This is a genomic window from Halalkalibacter alkaliphilus (assembly GCF_023555415.1).
Taxonomy (GTDB): domain Bacteria; phylum Bacillota; class Bacilli; order Bacillales; family Bacillaceae_D; genus Halalkalibacter; species Halalkalibacter alkaliphilus.
The window spans coordinates 15,345-34,374 of sequence record NZ_JAKRYL010000008.1 but is presented as its reverse complement, the minus strand read 5'-3'; the positions used below and the strand labels follow the sequence as shown (position 1 = coordinate 34,374).

Sequence of the window (19,030 nt, the reverse complement as noted above, 5' to 3'; positions counted from 1 at the left end):
TCGTAATCGTCTCTTTAATTTTTCAATATGTATCGGTGTACTGCTCAGCAAAAGATCCAAACAAAAATGATAGTCCTTGTCCAACCAAGGATCTATCAACACTTCTGCGCTTACACTTACTGTCTTTGACAGGCGTTAATTGTTACTCCTGTCGTTTAGCGGACAGCAACAAAGTATCGTCATTATTAGCACACAAGTCGTTTTCCTTTTTCTGGCTTTGAAATTGAGTTTCGAAAATACGATCGTTCCAAATCCTTATAACATTAACTTCTGTCAGGTACTGTAATGACTTCATTATTCTTGATGGTCTATACATATAAGTATCCGATATAAATCTTGATATTTCAATGCTTCCTGCTTTAATTTGACCTTTCAACAGCTTGTCGCCCTCGCTCTCTCCTTTTAAAAGTTTCATATAATTATCATATAAATCTTTTCTTTGAGCTAACAAAAGCGATTTGACATTTGGATAGATATACTTATCCACAATCGACAAGGCAAAATACGGGGTTACGCTTCCGTCTTCCGGATTCACATAAATGTGATTAAAGAAATCTATATCAACGATACAGCCGTGAATTGTCCCACTACCACCAATTTTTTTAATACTATCAGCTATAGATTTTAATGCTTGATTGTAATCGCTAAATAACCCTCTGATAGCATCTGAATAATACGCCATTTTCTCAAAATAATAATTGATGTCGTTATGTTCTAAGTTATTAATTCTCCCACCATTTAACAAATATATTTTCCCTTTATCCTGGTCTTCAAGTATAAAACAATATACATTATTGTTTTTAAGCATAAGTATAGTTCCTGTTCTATTAAAAATCACATTAATCCCGAGACCCCGGTTAAAGTCCAAATATTGCTCTCTTGAAATAGAATAAATTCCGTTAGAATAGTACTTAAAAATATCATAAACTCTCGATAATTTAAAATGCTTTAAACCTATGTTTTTAGAATAATAACCAATTTGATTGTCCGAATAAAAAGTTTTCTCCTCATCACAACAGTAATCATTTCGATGAGTATGTCCATTCACATATATCCAGTTCCGATTGTAGTCTTCATTCGACCAGTCTACTTTAGGTGTATGAGTTAAAACAATAACTTTATCGTTGCTTAAAACACTTTTAACTTTATTGTAAATGAAATTAAATTGGTTTGTCTGTTTAATGTCCTCATCTAAAGACATAATGGTTTGCCGATAAATTCCTTGCGTGGCGTTAAATTGTGAATTTAATCCGGTAAACCCTAATCCTCCCAGTATTACAAAAGCACTTTTCAAGCACATTTGCTTTAACTCTTCCTGGTCAATGGATTCCAATTGCTCTTCTGAAATAATCTCTCCGTTTGAAAGCAACAAATCATTTTGCAAAAAGCATATGCCTAGACTTGAAAACAAATCCCGGTATTGCTGAATAATTTCATCCAATGTAAGCAATTTGGCATGTGTGCTCCCGTGTCGATTGAAATCCCATAATTCGTGATTCCCAAGCACTACTACTATTTGAAGAGGATTCCAACGTTTTGACTTCAGATACTTGACTAATTCTGTATAAAACAATGTTGATATTTCAAAGTTAAAAGATATATCGCCAGCTAATAATAAGTAGTCCTCATAAGAATGATCTGTAGCAGTATCGACCATTTTTTTTACTAACTGTCTGATATACATCTTAACTTCCAATTCAGTTGCACTTATTGGGAATGCTTTTAGAAGCTTATGATTTAGATGGATATCGCTGATATAATATATCTTGTGAGAATTGTCATTTAGTGAATCATTTGAAACCAAACCGATATCATGAAGAACAGAGATAGATTCTACTACCTCATTTTCTTTAGAAATCATAAGTTCCGTGTTGCGTTCGAAATCTTTGATGTTCTTATCGTAAAAAGAATCGTTATATAAGTGCTGTTCGATTAATACAGCGCTACTAATATAGGCACCTTCAATATTAAAATTGGCCAGACTCTCCTCTTTAAAATCATAATCATGCAGATTTGCATTTCTCAAATCCCCATCTATATATTTATAAAAGTCAACAAATAAATCAAATTCTCTTACTTCATCCTCTTCTCTATAACTTATTCTTTCTATTGTTATAAATCTATGTGTTTCACTATCGAAGTATTTTCTCTTAAATTCCCTTATCCGTAATTGTCTTGCCAGTTTGATAATTTGAATATCGTTGTTTATAGTATCTGGCAAGCGTTTTGCTATCTCTCTAACACAAGAGCGGTCACTATACGACATCACAGAAGGATCGTCACATTCCCTTAATACCCTTTCAAATAACTCAAGGCAATTATTAAAAGTATACATACTCTCAGGCACAAAAAGAAAAGCTTCCCAACTTGAGTTGATTGCCTCTTTGCACAACTCCGTCTTTTTATATCTGTTAGGTACATACTCTAATGCTAATACATCATTATTAAGAGCAGCATTACATATTTCTTTGCTTCTGTTTTTATATGGGACATATTCCAAGGCCAATCCGTCTTGCTCAACTGCTAGCAAGAATAATTCTTTTGACAGAATATTCTTCGGAACAAATTCGAGTGCTAAACCATTTTGCATAATAGCTAATCTACAAAATCTTTCCGACTTATACTTATCAGGCACATATTCAAGGGCTTTGCCGTTTTGCTTTATTGCCTCAAGATAAAGTTTTTTTGTTCGGAACAAATCAGGAATATACCTGGAATTGGCTATTATTGTTCCCCTATTTCTGACAGCTTCTATACAAATATCATCTGTCATTATTTTTCTTGACACATATTTTATAGCTGATGCATTTTGTTTAACCGCCTCAAGACACAAAGCTAAAGTATGTAACCTTTTTGGGATTAATCTTAATGTACAACCATCTTGCTTTACAGCTTCAAGGCATCTTTCAGCCGTTTTTTCTACCTTTTCAATGTACCAACCATTTTCTTGTATGGCTGATATTATCTCTTGATCATTTATGGTACTAATCTCAAATGGCTTATCCATGTTATCCGCCTCCACTATAGAATCCTTAACCTGTAACATGATAAACAAAAAAGTTACAAGATTATTTACTCTACTAAAGATCTTATGCACTCTTGCGTCTCATTCTTTGGACTATTAACCAAAGTCGAAACCTCGTATGCATTCATGCCTTGAGTTGGGTATGGCTTTATAAGGTTCTTTAATATCTGTTTATCCTTCACACCCGGATCCAACCAAACATTTCTATCTTCTCCACCCAAGATAACTGGCATCCTATCATGGATTCCCTTCATAAACTCGTTAGGTTTAGTTGTAAGGATTGTACAAGAAACAATTTCCTTGTCATTAGATTTCCATCTATCCCACAAGCCTGCAAATGTTAAGATGCCCTCATTAACTGTAATTCTATAAGGCTTCTTATTTTCTTCCGTTCGCTTCCATTCATAGAAACCATCAGCCACAATTAAACAACGGCGGCGAATAAGTAATCGTTTAAAAGCTGGTTTTTCATCAACCGTTTCACCACGAGCATTAATCATCTTATATCCAATTTTGGGGTCCTTTGCCCAAACAGGTACAAGTCCCCACCTTAAATAACCAGCTCTTCTTTTTTCTCCATCCGAAATAACACTTAAGACAGGCTGACTAGGAGCTATATTGAATCTTGGATGATATTCAAATAGTTCTACGAGCAGTTGCTCTTCAATTTCTTCTTTAGTTGCTGTCAAAGAAAACCTCCCGCACATAATTTATCACCTCCAACAACTATTATTAACCAAGTAGATAACATATTTACCACGGTATTTATTCAGTGTATTCCTAAGCTATAAATATTCTTTAATTCTATGTTATTATATTACCATTATCTAACAACAAAATGAAAAAGGTGAAATAATGTATCCTAAACAATTCACACATAACAATAAAAACTATTATCTTATGGAACAACCTAATTCAGTAGAAGAATTAAAAGACCTCCTTCTAACGAACCCATACGAGATTTATGCAATACTTAATGAGAGTACCGATCAATCTGAAGAACCTATGCTTACTACTTTTTTAGCTCTATATAATCTTGACTTCAAAGATAAAATCATATTCTTTGACGTATCAAGACAACCTCAATCTACTTTAACTACGGAACTCTGGTCTCTTCCAAAAGGTTTCATTGAAAAAATTGATGTTGGAAGAGTAGACAGATATCCAATAAAATTCTACAAGGGAAGTAATTAATATGAATACTTATAAAAGTAAAAGAAAGAAATTGTTGTACGATCCATGCCGACAGATATTTCTACAATATACTCCGGAAGAAGAAGTAAGGCAGCATCTCATTAATTATTTAATAAACGAAATGGAGATACCTCCCTCTGCAATTAGTACTGAATATCCTCTTAATCATATTGATCCGACTTCTAAAAAAAGAGCAGATATAGTTGTTTGGAATATAGACCGGCACGACAATGAACAAGCACTTTTAGTTTTAGAGTTAAAGGCTAAACACATTGAATTAACTGAACACACTATAGAACAAGTAAAATCTTATAATAATATTCTCAAAGCTAAATACGTTGGAGTATCTAATGGAAAATATATTGATTTATATGAAGTAGACGGAGAGAACCTAGTCCTTCTTACTGATGATATTCATACATATTCAGAGCTTTTAAAAGGGAAGGTTGAATATACAAAGTTTCGTGAATTAAAGCGCCTCCCATATGATCTAACTACATACGAGCGTTATGTGAATCATTTATTGGATGTGGGGTATATAGGTGAAGGGACACCCGAGGAAATGCACGGATTTATTTCTGAGTTACAAAACTATATTCTATGTGGCGAAATATTATCAAGCTCTAAATATAGTACCTCAATTAAGGAAGACCTCTCTTACGGGACCTTTTCATTTGGAAATGCAAGTGGTGGTAACTTCCCTGGCTATTACAGAAGTTTTATTGTTGAGGATATAAATGGTAATCATTCAATCTACAGAATAGGAATATTTGGAACACCTATATTCAAAAATGATCCAGTATATGGTAACCGGACTGGAAATAGCTATCTATGTGTGGCAGTAGATCAATCCGGTGTTTCTACACACATTCTTCAGTTAAACATTGATAAATTTTTTAGGTACAACAAAGATCAAAAAATATATAATATTTTTCACAACGGAAGACGGAATGGTTATACAAATAAAGAAGTAATAGATAAGGTTCAACATTATGCTCCCGAATTAATCTGCAATGGCCAAATATACCTTGGGTCCTTACCAGAAGGAGAATCTTTTACTTCTTCAACTGGATCACAATTCATAGAAAGGCTTTTATTATATGCTAGTGTAAGAGAGAAATTAATCCAGAAAAAGAAAGTAAAAAAGAAGCGTTTAACTATGAAATAACTCTAATAGGGTATCCTTGCGTGACGCAATTCAATCTTTGTTATTACAAAATGTCCTTTTGATTGGTGCTGTTTGTAACAATATAAACTTGAGATGAAGTTAAGTATGATTTTTTGCAAATAAATATATTGTTATATGCTATAATGAAGACCGTGACACATACTGGCCACAGACCGTGTAGTTACGATGGATTTCTAGTTACTAAAATTTAAATTAAAAGGGGATTATCCCTTATATAGCAAGGGTTTTAGAGTTTACAGAATTTTCAGAACCGATAGCACGGTCTTCAAAACCGCTTGGGAGGCGCGTGCCGTCTCCGGTAGGTTCGATTCCTACACAGTCCCGCCAAAAATCGACTGCTGCAAGGCATACGGAGATTTGACGCTGATTTATGCGGTGATTTGATACGGTGATTTCCCGAATGGATTATAGCTGGATTTTTCGAAACCGTCACGGAACTATTTGCTGTGACCGCGTGGAACAAATACATAATTACGTAGTAAATTCGACCTTTTGCGATCATATTGCAGGAGTTTTTTTATTATGGCGTTAAAAGGTAAGGTGGAGTGTAAGCGACCTAAAAAGAAAGTAGGTACGCGTAAGTATGCTAGCGGTCGTTTTAATACAAATAGTATTCGGGAAATTGGAATGTCGGAGCTATTCGATAAATTTATGGTAGTTAAAAAATCGGAAGGATTGGCACGTAAAACAATGGCTGATTACGTCACTCATTTCGATTGGTTTTGTAACTGGCTTGAAGAACATAAGGGCGTTCGTGACTTGTTACACAACGAAATAACGTCAGAGCCATTTATTGATTATATACGATTCATGATCGATAAACTTATGAATTCAACGATAAATATTCGCATAAGAACAGTTCGAGCCTTCTTGCGTTGGTGTTATAACGAGGACTATTTGACGAAGCCATTCACGAAAAGTTTAAACCTATTAAGCAGCCACTTGAGCAAGTTGAAGCTCTTACTCCCGATGAATTACAACGCATAATGCCGGCGATCCGTTTAGTTTCAAAAAAATACTAGGCCACTCCGATATATCAATGGTACGACTTTATGTAAATATGGCGAGCGATAACGTAGTAAAGCAGCACAATAAATTTAGTCCACTGAAGAACGTATTTGATAAATAATAGTAAGGAAGCCTTAGAGCGCCTTTTTCTATAAAAAACCCATACGCAATAGTAAAGTTAATTGCACGAGAAACGTCGAGAGAAGCACGCCACCAGCATATGAACACATTTTCGCATATAATAATAAATAAAACGATAACGGAGCGTTTAAAATGAACGATATGGAACGTAAAGTTAAACAGATAATACAGAACGTTAATATTACGAAAGGGAGAAATCCTACGCTTGAGGAATTAGCGGAGTGGACCGGAAGGAGTGAGCAAGAACTAACGATGAAGACATACTTATTGTGCAAGCGGCAGAAGGAGTCGAATTAATTAATTTAGATGATGACCATGTTCATGAATTATAGGATAACGGACTATATTACGTAAAAGTCCGTTACCCATAGAGATCTACTTTTTGTTTCCTTATCCAAAGTGAAGCGTTCATGAAACCAATACGTTATAAGTAAGTTACTTTTTCATTCCAAACACTTGCACAGTAACGGTTACTGTTGGGAGAGTTTTCGCAACTGTTCCTGTTTCTGTATCCCATATCTCGTCATCCCCCGTGGTTTGTATACTGACAAGATCGTAGTTAAAAACAATACCGCTAATCCACCCCCAGCATGAAGAAGTTGGCCCCACAGACCATCAAAGTTAAAAGCACCAGTCTGATGGGTGACATTCGCTAGATAACTAACTGTCGGCATATTTAAAAGCAAAACAACAGTTGCAACTATGGTAAGAAGAAGTTTAAAGAGAATCCAATAATGCCTAAATAAGCCCCAGGCGGTCCCGAGTGACATGACAAGCCCAGTTAGAAAAGAAACGAGTGCTAATGGGACAATGACATACCATCCAATAATCTCCATAGCACTCCACGCAACTCGCCCCATTTGAACATCTTGCGTTATCAATGCAGCTATTACGAGAGCTATGTATCCAAATACCGCTCCCAGCCAGCCAACTGTCGATGTAATATGTATCGTGAGTGTTAATTTGCGAAACCATGGTACCATGATCATTAATAACTACCTCCGGAAGGTAAATGGCGACCTGGTCCATGATCGCCGGTGAAGATCATGATGATAACTAGTACAGCTATGAGGATCACAATGATTCCTATTACCTTAACCCAGGTTGGTGTTCTATGGTTAGAATCAGAGCCCGATTTTTCCATATCCTTCTCAGTTTTAGTGCCTGATGAAAACTTTTTCATTTAGGTAACCTCCAAATATAAAATCTACAGTTAAGTATAACAATTTTTTATGAACATTCGATGAATAGAATTTCTCTTTTTAGCTATTCAAAGACCAGATGGTTTACTAATTTTTCTCTTTCATATGTTTATATCCTCCTTCCAATTCCACTAACAAAACTATCACTAATTAATCATCAAGGATACACAAACGTGTCGTTCTACAAACTTTCTACAAAATTTATTTATAATATGTGGTTAGAATATAAAATCCAGAGGCGAAATCAAGGAAACTTAGATTTTTGTGATGACTACCTTAAGAGAGGAATAGCTAAAAAGATATAAAGCAAACAAGAACGAATAGTAGCTAATATCCTCATCTTGACATTTAAGGTCCTTACAAAAGTTACGTTTTCAAAATATGTATATAGCTGATTTGTCAGACTTTTATAGCCTCAAAAAGTATAGGAGATGTATTATGATCTATGGCATAGAAAGTAGAAGGTTAATTTTTATTCGACATCTAGGCGTAGCGGTATTTTCCGCTATATTGGTTTATTTGTTTTATCTATCCTATTCAGCATGGGGGGTTGTTCCTGCTTTATTCCCAGATTGGGGAGCTGATCATCCATTTTGGAGGGCATGGGCACATGCTGCATTTGTTCTTCTTTTCCTTACCCTAATCATTTCACCAGCTGCCACACTATGGCCCCCTATTAAACGATTGTATTCTTGGAGGCGTGAATTGGGTATATGGTTTGCTGTGTTATCATTCGGACATGGTTACGCTATATGGGACCGTTGGGCGCGCTGGGATGTGGCAAGATTATTTGGATTTGAATATATGGAAGACGTAGGTGGATATATTCTCTTTAGACCAGAAGTTGGCATAATGAACATGATGGGACTTATAATAGCTCCTATGATCATCTTACTTGTCGTTACTTCTTTTGACGGAGCAGTAAAGTTACTCGGAGCATCTGCGTGGAAGTGGCTTCACACCACATTAGTACATGTTATTTTCTATATTGTTATGATTCGCGGTGTATTGTATCTTTTTTATTTCTTTCAATATTCGCCTCCTAACTGGCGGGCGTATCCTCCAATTTGGTTCTTATATGTTTTTCTTGGGATGGCTATTTTTGTCGTTTTACTTCAGGCGTGCGCCTTTACTAAGACTGTACTCCATCGGAGAGGACGCAAACAAAAGAATGGTATTATCCAGGTAGCTGCAGTAATTGGTATAGCCATAATGTTTGCAATGCCTTTAGTGCTAATGACGGGAACGGTTGCGTATTTTGACAATCGAACGATAAAAGAACCACCCGAGTTTACCCAGGCCGCAGAAGATTATGCACAAAATTTTGAAATGGTTATCCATGAAGAAAACCAGAATATTTACATTTGGGCAAAAAACCTTGACAGTGCACCATACTTTCGCCAAATGACCGAAATATCAGGGGAGAAGGTTCTGAACAACATATACCGTTACGACGATCAGACTTTATATATGGAAGAACTAGATGCTGACATGGAGCTTGTTTGGTCTAAAATAGTGAATGTGAGACCAGAAGATATTGGAATTTTAGAAGTTGCCATAGAAACAGGGGGATGGGCAGAACAGTACGGAGCAGGAGAACACAAAATTCCATTTTCTAGTGGAGAATTACAAGTCTCCATTCATAATGTAGGAGAAATCATTCCCGATGCGGTGTTTGAAATTCCCGATGATATTGAATTTAGTTCACCTTAATGAGGTATCCGTAAGTTAATTCTGAAATTCTAATGCATAGTCTTGAAATCCGAATCTTAAAAGGAGGGGTTGGTATACCAACCTCTCCTCCATTTATTAATGTCCTCCGTGGTCGTCTCCGCCTAATGATACAATTTCTAGCTTTTCATCTAGTATGCCTTGAGTTGTAAATGAAATATCCTTAAATGTTCCTATCATAAAACCATGATTATATGGACCTTCTGTAGGATCTTCACTAAAAGCAGGCTTAACAGTTGCTAGGTATTGATAAACTTCATCTGTGATTTCACCTTCATCTAACCAGATCATTGGAGCATGCTTTCCTAAATGAGCAAAAGGAGCAGCCGCAATGGCAAGTTCAGGTGTATTAGTTGATGAAAACACAAAACCGTGCCCAGGACTAGTAATTCCCCAACCAAATCCTGTTTCAGCATCTTTATATGAGGCGAATTCAATGGATTGAGCTACTGGATTATCCCCTTCAATTCGGTGAACCGTTCCATACGTTTCTAACTCTTGAGCAATCTCATCAGATATAATATCTTCTGGTCCTACAAGATAGATCGTTACCCCATTCTCTCTTGCATTAAGAGCATCAATAGTTTCTTGTGGAATCCCATCATTATCAACATAAAGTAAAGATTCATTCATGTGAGCAATCCAATTTCCAACAGTTATTGTATATTCTTTTGCGTCTTCCTCTGAAGAACCAATGATTACACTCGGATGAACTTTATTAATGGTTTCTGTGAATTTTTCTTCAATATTCCTTGCAAAATCTGCTGCATTTGCACCTTGTACTTGTTCAACATTGTAGGCGTTTAATTTATTTAATTCTGCTTCTGGAAGATCGCCAACCACGAGGACTTGAGTGTCTTCACTATTGCCTTTTGGTTGTAGTCGATTGAGTTCATTTAAGACATCGTCAGAAATTTCTCCGTCCCAATACATCAAAGGACCATCATTAGGATGGTGAACCAGTGTTAGAGCGGCTAAGGAATATTGCCATTGCTTTAACGGAGCCAAAATAACTGTTCCAGGTTGGTTTTCCTCATGGGTTGCTGGCCAAACAGTTTGTGATACGTGAATGGATAATTGGATAGGATCATCCTCATTTATTCGAGTAATGTTCTTAGTATTTACGACCTTTAATTCATCAGTTGCTAAATCATTAAGGTTCTCCGGAGCTTTTGCCGCTTCCTGTTCTAAATTAGATCTATCTACGTCAACTGAGTCACCATGGTGCCCTTCATGATCCATCTCTTCGTCCATATGATCTATTTCTTCGCCGTGATCGATATCCTGATCGTTTCCATGCCCTGCATGTTCTTCTTCGGCTTGGGTACAAGCGGCAAGGAGCATACTTAAAAGTAAGAAAGATACAATTAACATCAACTTAGTAGCTTTTGCTTTTTTCAATTTATCCATTCCTTTCTAATCATTAACTTCTTTTATATCTCCTGTTTTTATCTTATCCAAATCAACTCTACTCAATCGTTGACTTGAATTTTTTAAGTCTTAAAGTGTTTAACACAACTGAAACAGAACTAAATGCCATTGCCGCTCCAGCTAACATCGGATTTAGCAAAATTCCAAATAGAGGATATAGTAAACCCGCTGCTACTGGAATTAAGACAATGTTGTATCCAAACGCCCACCCAAGGTTCTGCCAGATCATCTTCATCGTTGATTTAGATAGTCTGAGGGCCGTTACAACGCTTTTAATATCACCACGCATCAAAGTGATATCTGCGGTTTCCATTGCAACATCCGTACCTGTTCCAATCGCAATTCCTACATCGGCTTGAGCGAGTGCAGGAGCATCATTTATACCATCACCGACCATAGCAACCATTTTTCCTTCTCCTTGTAGTTTTTTTACTTCTTCTGCCTTATGTTCAGGTAACACCTCAGCAATATAGTTATCGATTCCGGCTTCCATTGCTATCGCTTTGGCCGTTCGGTTATGATCGCCTGTTAACATAATCACTTCAATGCCCATCGATTTTAAGGCTTTGATAGCTGTGATGGTTCCTTTTTTCAATGTATCAGCTACTGCTATGATCCCTGCAAATTCCCCGTCAATCCCAACATACATGGGTGTTTTCCCTTGATCAGCTAATGCAATTGCTTTTTCTTCGTATAACCCCAAATCAATATTGTATTTACTCATCAGTTTGATGTTACCAATTAAGACTTCTTTGTTATTTAATGAGGCAAGTAATCCGTGACCAACAATCGCTTCGAAAGATTCAGGGTGATTTATAGGAAGGTCTTTTTCTTTGGCAGCTTCCACAATGGCTTCACCTAATGGATGCTCTGATGCAGTTTCAACTGATGCAGCGACTTGCAATAGTTCCTGTTCACTTACTATGTCAGTTGTAATGATATCTGTTAGTTTTGGCTTGCCTTCCGTTATGGTACCTGTCTTATCTAAAACAACGGTCTTAATTTTATGGGCACGTTCTAAACTTGTAGCATTTTTAATTAGGATGCCATTTTCAGCTCCTTTTTCTGTACCAACCATGATGGCTGTTGGTGTTGCCAAACCTAACGCGCAAGGACAAGCAATAATAAGAATCGCAATAAAGGTAGTTAATGCTAAAATCAGACTTGGATCCGGACCGACAAAATACCAAACAATAAATGAGACTACCGCTATTAGTAAGACTGCCGGTACAAAGTAAGCAGAAATTAAATCAACGACACGTTGAATGGGAGCTTTGGAACCTTGAGCTTCATTAACCATTCGAATAATTTGTGCGAGTGCCGTTTCTTTCCCTACTTTTGTTGCACGAAAACGGAAACTTCCAGATTTGTTAATAGTCGCACCGATAACCTCATCTCCAGATACTTTTTCTACTGGGATAGACTCACCGGTTAACATTGATTCATCTATCGTAGATCTACCTTTCGTGACGACTCCATCGACAGGAATACGTTCACCTGGCCTTACAATGATCTCATCATCAATCTTTACTTCATCAACAGAAATTTCGAGTTCATTTCCATCTCTACTCACTCTGGCTGTTTTTGCTTGCAAACTCATTAATTTCTTAATTGCCGTAGAGGTTTGCCCTTTTGCTTTCGCTTCAAAGTAACGTCCTAAGAGGATAAGCGTCGTAATAACGGTTGTGACATCGTAATAAAGTTGGTACGGGAAGCCCATTGCCGTAAGCTGATCCGGAAATAACGTCATCGCACCACTATAAAGCCACGCAGCTGACGTACCCATTGCTACTAGTACATTCATATCTGCTGATCCATTTCTTAATACCTTATAGCTATTTTTGTAAAATCTCCATCCAGGTACGAGTTGGATGTAACTCGTTAACACAAGTAAGAATAAAGGATTAGACAAAAATGTCGGTACCCATGCTCCCCAGCCATGCATCATGTGGGGAATGCTACCAACTAACACAACGGTTGTTAAGACGGCTGCTACTGTAAAATCTTTTAAAAGCTTTCTCGTTTCTACCTCTTGCTCATCAGATTCTTTTCTCTGTTCATTTTCATTGATAATTGATGCTTCATATCCTATCTTTTCAATTCGTTTTATAACAGCTTCGGGATCTAATATTCCTTTTTCTCCTTCAACCTGAGCTTGATTAGCAGCGAGGTTCACATTAACAGATTGTACACCCTCTACTTTTGCAATAGCCTTTTCCACACGAGTAACACAAGAGGCACATGTCATTCCCTTGACAGAAAACAGAACCTTTCTTCGACCATCGTTATCAATAGGCTTAGCATCATATCCAGCCTTCTCAATAGCCTTTATAATTGCCTCAGACATTTCTATTGTTTCATCCGCTTCAACTTGAGCTTGATTGGCTGCCAGGTTTACATTAACAGATCGAACACCCTCTACTTTTGAGATCATCTTTTCAACGCGATTGACGCAAGAGGCACATGTCATTCCTTTTACCGAAAATATCATCTTACTCACCTGATTCCCCTCCTTTACAATTCGAATAATACTGTTATTGTGATCATATTTCCCCTATAGATTACCAAAAGAATGTAAAGAAAATATGTGAGATACATCACAAATTCTTCTTTGTTTCTATAAGTATCTTCATTTTGATATAGCTAATGAAAATAGTGAAGAAGGTCGTACTAAAATCGTGCGACCTCACTTCTATGATTCTATCCAACTATTTCATTCTACATCATATCCTTGGTCTTCAATCTCATGAATAATTTGATCTAATGAAATAACATTAGAATCATAATTAAGGTTTACTTCTCCTTCAGACAGTAGAACTTTTACTGAGTTGACACCATTTAAATTTTCAATATTACTTTCTATCGTACTAATGCAATGCCCACATGACATTCCGTTAACTTTTAATGTTTTTTGTTCCATTTTTTCATCCTCCCAAAATCTTTTTTCTTTTCAAATTAATTTTACCATACCCCCCTACGGTAATAAACCCGAATGCTTATTTAAATGTGAAAATTAATTGAATAGATGAGAAGCATCCTTACTAACTAAAGAATCGCCATGGCTTTGAAAAAAGTCATTCCCAAGGTCTCTTAGCCACGCACATACAGATTGCAACGACGATCTTCGTAGTGAATATGAAACGAATCATCACATTAATGAGTTAGAAATGACCTATTAATTTGCTCTTGTAAGACTCAAAAAAGATTAGAGAATGTTTAAAATCATTCCCTAATCTTTTTAATTTTATTGCACTTCATAGACCTTATATTTTCAGCAGTCTCGGATTCTCCTTCCTCTTATACTTGAAAGCTTTTATTAGAGCTCCTAATTTGTTTCAGCCCCTTTATTTCCATATGATTCCATAAAGTTACTGCATGCTTCCATCATTTCCTCACCTTCTAAGGAATTCATACCTTGCATCATATTCATCATGCCATTACCATTCATCATATTCATCATACCATGGTCTTCATTAGCTTGAGATACTCCTGAAAACCCCATTGTTCCTACGACTAAGACAGAAGATAACCCGAATGAAAAAAGTAACATTTTCGTTTTTTTTCGCATGTTATTCACTCCTTTAAAAGTGTATTATCTATTTACATTTATAGTTTAAACTATAATTTTGATGAAATTGTGATAGTTACTGATATAATTTAATTTTTTCCTTTTAAGAACGTATATTTTTGCTCGAACTCATTTTGCGTTAAATTCCCTTTTGCAAACCTCTCTTTTAAGATTTCAAGTGATGTATCTTGTTCATGATCTTGAATGACAACGGTTGAATTGTTCTTCTTTAAGAGTCTCATGACTAATACCAATCCACCATAAATGATTGAACCTAATATAAGAATTACTAAGACCATATACAAAATCATACCGATATTCATTATTCCCCAGTTCATCATCATGATTAAACACCTCCAATTATTTCAACTATATGGTTTCCCTCAAATAAAGACTCTGAATAGACTTCTACAGGCTTAGCAAACATGACACTAATATGTTCCGGTGAAAAGTCCAATATTTCACTGATTCTCGGACTTATTTCTTTTATTTCTGAATGGGCTTCAACAACAGTTCCGTTTACCAATGAAATGAATATTGTCATAAAAAGAATAAGCCCCCCAAGTAAATCTATCTTTTTTTGTCAACACTAGTTACACACATCCTGTTTTTTCTCCTTGAATTGCTTACTTTCTTTTGAACATCAGAAAGATTAGTCCGATCATTAGAGATGGTATACCTACCCAAAGACAAATTTTCAGGAGAGAGATGATAAAATTTTCGTCGGTCGTTAATGTTAAGGACATACTTAAACAAACTAACCCAATAAGTAAAAGTAGACTAACAATGACCCAGTCTATCCACTTCATATCTGTTCTCCCCTCTCCTTTTTCAAAAATTCGTTAGGAAAAGAAAGGGTAAATTGGGTTCCTTCGTTTTCCTTACTAGTTACTTCTATTGTACCACCGTGTAATTTGACTAACATTTTAACGATGGCTAACCCCAATCCTGTCCCTCCAAATTCCCTTGAACGAGATTTTTCAACACGGTAAAACCGTTCAAAAATAAATGGAACTTCGTCGGCAGGAATACCGGTTCCGGTATCCTTAACAATAACGAAAACTTGATTTTCACCTTGTTTGAACTCACACGTTACCTGTCCGTTAGTCGTATGCCTAAACGCATTATCCAATAAATTGGTAAGAATTTGTTCAATACGTTTCCCATCTCCATAAAACAAGGAAATGTTTTCATCTACTTTAAATATAAATGATAGCCCTTTCTCTTTTGCTTTTAATAAATATTTCATATCGAGATTATCGGCAAGTTCTGTTAAATCGATCCACTCCTTCTTTATTTCAAACTTCCCTTCTTCCATCTTAGATAAATCAAATAGTTCTGATATAAGAGAATTTAATCGAGTTGCTTCATGTTCAAGGATTGATAAATACTGTTCTTTTTCTTCCTCCGTCTGATACAGCTTTTCTTTCAAGACTTCCGAATAACCCATTAAATATGAAACCGGTGTCTTTAATTCATGAGAAATACTAGCAAAGAATTCACTTCTTGTATCATGGTGTCTCTTTAGTTCCTGAGTTAGGTTGTTAATGCCAACAGCTAGAGAACCGATTTCATCTTTTGATCGTACAATCACTTTTGTATTTAAATCCCCTTTGGCAATCTTTTTCGTTGCAGCCTGCATTTCAAGTAAAGGTGACGAGAGCTTTCTTGAAGCAATAAATGTAAATCCAAGAGCTAGAAAGAAACCTCCAACACCAGCTAGAAGAAACAACTGTCTTACCTTAGACATCGAATCATACATATCATTAAGTGGAAATAACATGAACAGACTACCTTTGAATTGATCAGCATTTATCGGATGACCATACAAAAGATAAGGATTGTCAGTGAGCGGTTCTACGTATTCGTAGAAAACAGGCCTTCCTTCAAAAAGGTTTTGCAAGTCGAACTCTTTAATGTTTATTTCCAGATCATCCGTACCTGTAAACATGATCATATCTCCATCTTTGTCTAGTAAGAAGATTATTTTTTGTGTAATATTTCCTGCCATTTCGACCATTGGCGTTGACATTAACATTTGATTATTCGCTATCATCTGTGCATAATTTGACGTTAATTGACGAGCTTCCTCTTTTGCCTTATTGTAATAATAATTACAAAAAACCTGATCAATGACATAAACAAAAGGTGCGAAAACTAATAAAAAAACGGTAATCATTGTCAGCCCTAATTTTACATCAATTCGATTCAATCTCATGTGTCTATTTCCTTCAACTTATAGCCAACACCCCAAACCGTTTCGATGATAGTAAAACTCAGCCCTTCTTTCTTTAATTTTAAACGAATACTTTTTATGTGAGAATCAACCGTTCTTTCATCTCCGAGAAAATCCACTCCCCAAATTTTCAAAAGTAACTGGTCTCGGTTAAACACTTGCTTAGGATTTAATAGTAAAAATTTTAATAACTCAAATTCTTTAGGGGTTAAATGAACGGGATTGTCTTGAACAAAAACTTTATGATCATCCACATCCATTTTCAGCTCGTGGAAGTGGAGTTGTTTTGTTTGCGTTGTTTGATTTATTACGGATCTTCTTAATAATGCATTCACCCGCGCAATAAGTTCTTCTGGTTTGAACGGTTTTGTTAAATAATCATCCGCACCAATATCGAGTCCTTTCACCTTGTCTGTGGTATCCGTCCTAGCTGTTAACATTAAAATAGGTATAGACAAATTTTCTTTTCGAATTTCTTCACACACTTCCCACCCATCCATCTCTGGCATCATAACATCCAAAATAACAAGTTGAAATGAATGACATTTCATTTCTTTAAGTGCTTCTTTCCCATTAATAGCTTCCACTATGTGAAAACCTTGCTTGGATAAATGAATTAGGATTAAATTTCTCATATTCCATTCGTCATCAACAATTAGAATTTTAGTATTCATGTTTTTGCCTCTTCTCTTATAAAAGAATATAATCTTATACTCACAAATCTACTTGAAAAGAAGAAAATGGAGGTACTCAATTAAAAGTCTCCTCCACTGATTGATCTTACGATAAAATTCTTTCAACAATATCAGGTTCTTTTTTCCCGTTTACCAAAGGGATCTTCCGGTTTGTTAATCCATAGTTTAAAAACTTCTGGATTTCTTTTGATATTAGCATAAGAGTGAATCATCATCGCAATTATTAGTAAGAATATAAGTATGATCGGAACAAAAATTGATAATTCCTTCAAACCTAATCCCCTCCGTTATGGTGACCTTTTTAAAGTATCAATTTCTTTCATCAATTTTTGATTTTGCTCCATTAAGTGATTCATGTCTTTTTGTAAATCATTTGCATTCGGTTCACTCTTATTATTGTTATTTCCATCAGACATTCTTTTCATAAAGAAAAATAACATCACTAACATTAAAGGACATAATAATAGTGGAAGATAGTAAGTTAAATTTTCCATAGACAATACCTCCTTATTTTTAAACTACTTATATTGTAAAGGATAAATGTGTTGAAATTTTGAAGAAAAAACCTCAAATAAACTTTTCTTTTAGGTTAAGATCATGGTTTAAAAAATGCACATACTTTCTTAAATCCCCCAATAAGTTATCGTATCTAAAATCCCAAGGATGATCAGAAAAAAACCTGCAACTCGCTGGATCCATTTTCCGATGTTTCTTCCTTTTTTCAAAAGTGTCCCGTTTAATCCAAAAGTCCAGATGAGATACATCGTAATGAACAAAGGAATCGATGTACCAAACGAAAACACAGTTGGTAAAATAAATCCGTATGAAGTAGAAAGGGTTAGCGGCATTAGCAAAAAGAAAAAGATTGAGAACATGGTTGGACAGAACCCTAATGAAAAACTACTTCCTAAAAGAAATGCCCCCCATTTGCCTCTTCTTTTATCACCAGCTTCTTTTTGTTTTAGACCGATAGACCATTTCCATGTGATGAGTCCAACTAAATAAAGACCGATTACGATAAAAATGGGCCCAAGTATTTTACGTATCCATGGAAGATAACCAATTAGTTCTTGTTGAAATTCAGAACCTAATATCCACACTAGTAATCCTAACCCCGAAAAAACAACTACTTTCCCAAGTTGAAAGAATATGACTTCTGACCATGGAATAGCTTTTTGGATAGACCGATTCCCATAGAGTGTAATGGCTCCTACATTTCCGGTAAATTGACACGGAGCAGCGGCTGCTAGAATTCCTATAACAAGTGCTGCTAATATCGGAATATGTTCAAAACCATACGTTAGTTGAATCAAAGGATCATATAATAATCTGCTAATAGAATTAAATACATCATACATATTACGAACCTCGCTTTATAGTAAACAACAATTTCATGAAGCTTCCTTAATAGAATTTTCACTTTTTCACTTAATTACTGCCGTAAGAATTGATAAAAATGATTCAATATTTTGCAATTGTAACGAAGAATTGTGATGAAACTATGAAGAAAAAATTTTAAAAATGCGAAATTTATATAGATTTTTTCGACAAGCACCGAGAAAAAATTCTTTCATGTGACAATGAAAATTGTATAGTAAGCAAGAAGAACC

General features: G+C 35.7%; 18 protein-coding genes. 4 read left to right on the top strand and 14 right to left on the bottom strand.

The genetic code is table 11. From position 1 onward, the window contains the following. Positions 1–142: 142 nt before the first annotated feature. On the bottom strand, positions 143–3,007 hold the full coding sequence (locus MF646_RS09290) for a DUF4116 domain-containing protein (RefSeq protein WP_250096220.1): 2,865 nt from the start codon (positions 3,005–3,007) through the stop codon (positions 143–145). 65 nt (positions 3,008–3,072) lie between these two features. Then, positions 3,073–3,732 carry an SOS response-associated peptidase gene (locus MF646_RS09285; protein ID WP_250096219.1) on the bottom strand — a complete coding sequence of 220 codons (660 nt, stop codon included), beginning with the start codon at positions 3,730–3,732 and terminating at the stop codon, positions 3,073–3,075. A gap of 148 nt (positions 3,733–3,880) precedes the next feature. On the opposite strand from MF646_RS09285, the gene MF646_RS09280 reads away from it, so the two are divergent. The 3 genes from MF646_RS09280 to MF646_RS09270 all read left to right on the top strand — a co-directional run bounded on the left by MF646_RS09280 (position 3,881) and on the right by MF646_RS09270 (position 6,395). After that, positions 3,881–4,219, top strand: coding sequence for a hypothetical protein (locus tag MF646_RS09280; RefSeq protein WP_250096218.1), 339 nt, complete (start codon positions 3,881–3,883; stop codon positions 4,217–4,219). A 1-nt stretch (position 4,220) separates the two neighbouring features. Then, on the top strand, positions 4,221–5,387 hold the full coding sequence (locus tag MF646_RS09275; RefSeq protein WP_250096217.1) for a type I restriction enzyme HsdR N-terminal domain-containing protein: 1,167 nt from the start codon (positions 4,221–4,223) through the stop codon (positions 5,385–5,387). Positions 5,388–5,930: 543 nt separating this feature from the next. Then, entirely contained in the window at positions 5,931–6,395 is a 465-nt protein-coding gene (locus tag MF646_RS09270; protein ID WP_250096216.1) for a phage integrase SAM-like domain-containing protein, read from the top strand. A 632-nt stretch (positions 6,396–7,027) separates the two neighbouring features. Here the strand turns inward: MF646_RS09270 and MF646_RS09265 are convergent. After that, positions 7,028–7,546 carry a DUF2269 domain-containing protein gene (locus tag MF646_RS09265; protein WP_250096215.1) on the bottom strand — a complete coding sequence of 173 codons (519 nt, stop codon included), beginning with the start codon at positions 7,544–7,546 and terminating at the stop codon, positions 7,028–7,030. Continuing rightward, positions 7,546–7,740, bottom strand: a complete 195-nt coding sequence (locus tag MF646_RS09260) for a hypothetical protein (protein ID WP_250096214.1) — start codon at positions 7,738–7,740, stop codon at positions 7,546–7,548. Before MF646_RS09260 ends, MF646_RS09265 begins: the two co-directional genes overlap by 1 nt. 457 nt (positions 7,741–8,197) lie before the next feature. Here MF646_RS09260 and MF646_RS09255 point away from each other — a divergent pair, with 457 nt between their 5' ends. After that, on the top strand, positions 8,198–9,472 hold the full coding sequence (locus tag MF646_RS09255; protein WP_250096213.1) for a hypothetical protein: 1,275 nt from the start codon (positions 8,198–8,200) through the stop codon (positions 9,470–9,472). A 96-nt stretch (positions 9,473–9,568) separates the two neighbouring features. Here the strand turns inward: MF646_RS09255 and MF646_RS09250 are convergent, their stop codons facing one another. From MF646_RS09250 to MF646_RS09205, 10 genes are all read right to left on the bottom strand, one after another. Further along, a complete protein-coding gene (locus MF646_RS09250) occupies positions 9,569–10,900 on the bottom strand; it encodes a cell wall-binding repeat-containing protein (RefSeq protein ID WP_250096212.1) in 1,332 nt (443 codons plus the stop codon). Positions 10,901–10,958: 58 nt separating this feature from the next. Continuing rightward, a complete protein-coding gene (locus MF646_RS09245; protein WP_250096363.1) occupies positions 10,959–13,412 on the bottom strand; it encodes a heavy metal translocating P-type ATPase in 2,454 nt (817 codons plus the stop codon). A 222-nt stretch (positions 13,413–13,634) separates the two neighbouring features. Continuing rightward, positions 13,635–13,841, bottom strand: a complete 207-nt coding sequence (gene copZ, locus MF646_RS09240) for a copper chaperone CopZ (protein WP_250096211.1) — start codon at positions 13,839–13,841, stop codon at positions 13,635–13,637. A 405-nt stretch (positions 13,842–14,246) separates the two neighbouring features. After that, positions 14,247–14,489 carry a hypothetical protein gene (locus tag MF646_RS09235; protein ID WP_250096210.1) on the bottom strand — a complete coding sequence of 81 codons (243 nt, stop codon included), beginning with the start codon at positions 14,487–14,489 and terminating at the stop codon, positions 14,247–14,249. An 89-nt stretch (positions 14,490–14,578) separates the two neighbouring features. After that, entirely contained in the window at positions 14,579–14,833 is a 255-nt protein-coding gene (locus MF646_RS09230) for an SHOCT domain-containing protein (protein WP_250096209.1), read from the bottom strand. A gap of 2 nt (positions 14,834–14,835) precedes the next feature. Next, on the bottom strand, positions 14,836–15,033 hold the full coding sequence (locus MF646_RS09225) for a hypothetical protein (protein WP_250096208.1): 198 nt from the start codon (positions 15,031–15,033) through the stop codon (positions 14,836–14,838). A 261-nt stretch (positions 15,034–15,294) separates the two neighbouring features. Beyond that, complete coding sequence (locus MF646_RS09220) at positions 15,295–16,707, bottom strand: sensor histidine kinase (RefSeq protein WP_250096207.1); 1,413 nt, start codon at positions 16,705–16,707, stop codon at positions 15,295–15,297. After that, positions 16,704–17,399, bottom strand: coding sequence for a response regulator transcription factor (locus tag MF646_RS09215; protein ID WP_250096206.1), 696 nt, complete (start codon positions 17,397–17,399; stop codon positions 16,704–16,706). The genes MF646_RS09220 and MF646_RS09215 overlap by 4 nt, the downstream gene beginning before the upstream one ends. 308 nt (positions 17,400–17,707) lie before the next feature. Beyond that, a complete protein-coding gene (locus MF646_RS09210; RefSeq protein ID WP_250096205.1) occupies positions 17,708–17,914 on the bottom strand; it encodes a hypothetical protein in 207 nt (68 codons plus the stop codon). A gap of 129 nt (positions 17,915–18,043) precedes the next feature. Beyond that, a complete protein-coding gene (locus tag MF646_RS09205) occupies positions 18,044–18,778 on the bottom strand; it encodes a cytochrome c biogenesis CcdA family protein (protein WP_250096204.1) in 735 nt (244 codons plus the stop codon). Between the last annotated feature and the right edge of the window lie 252 nt (positions 18,779–19,030).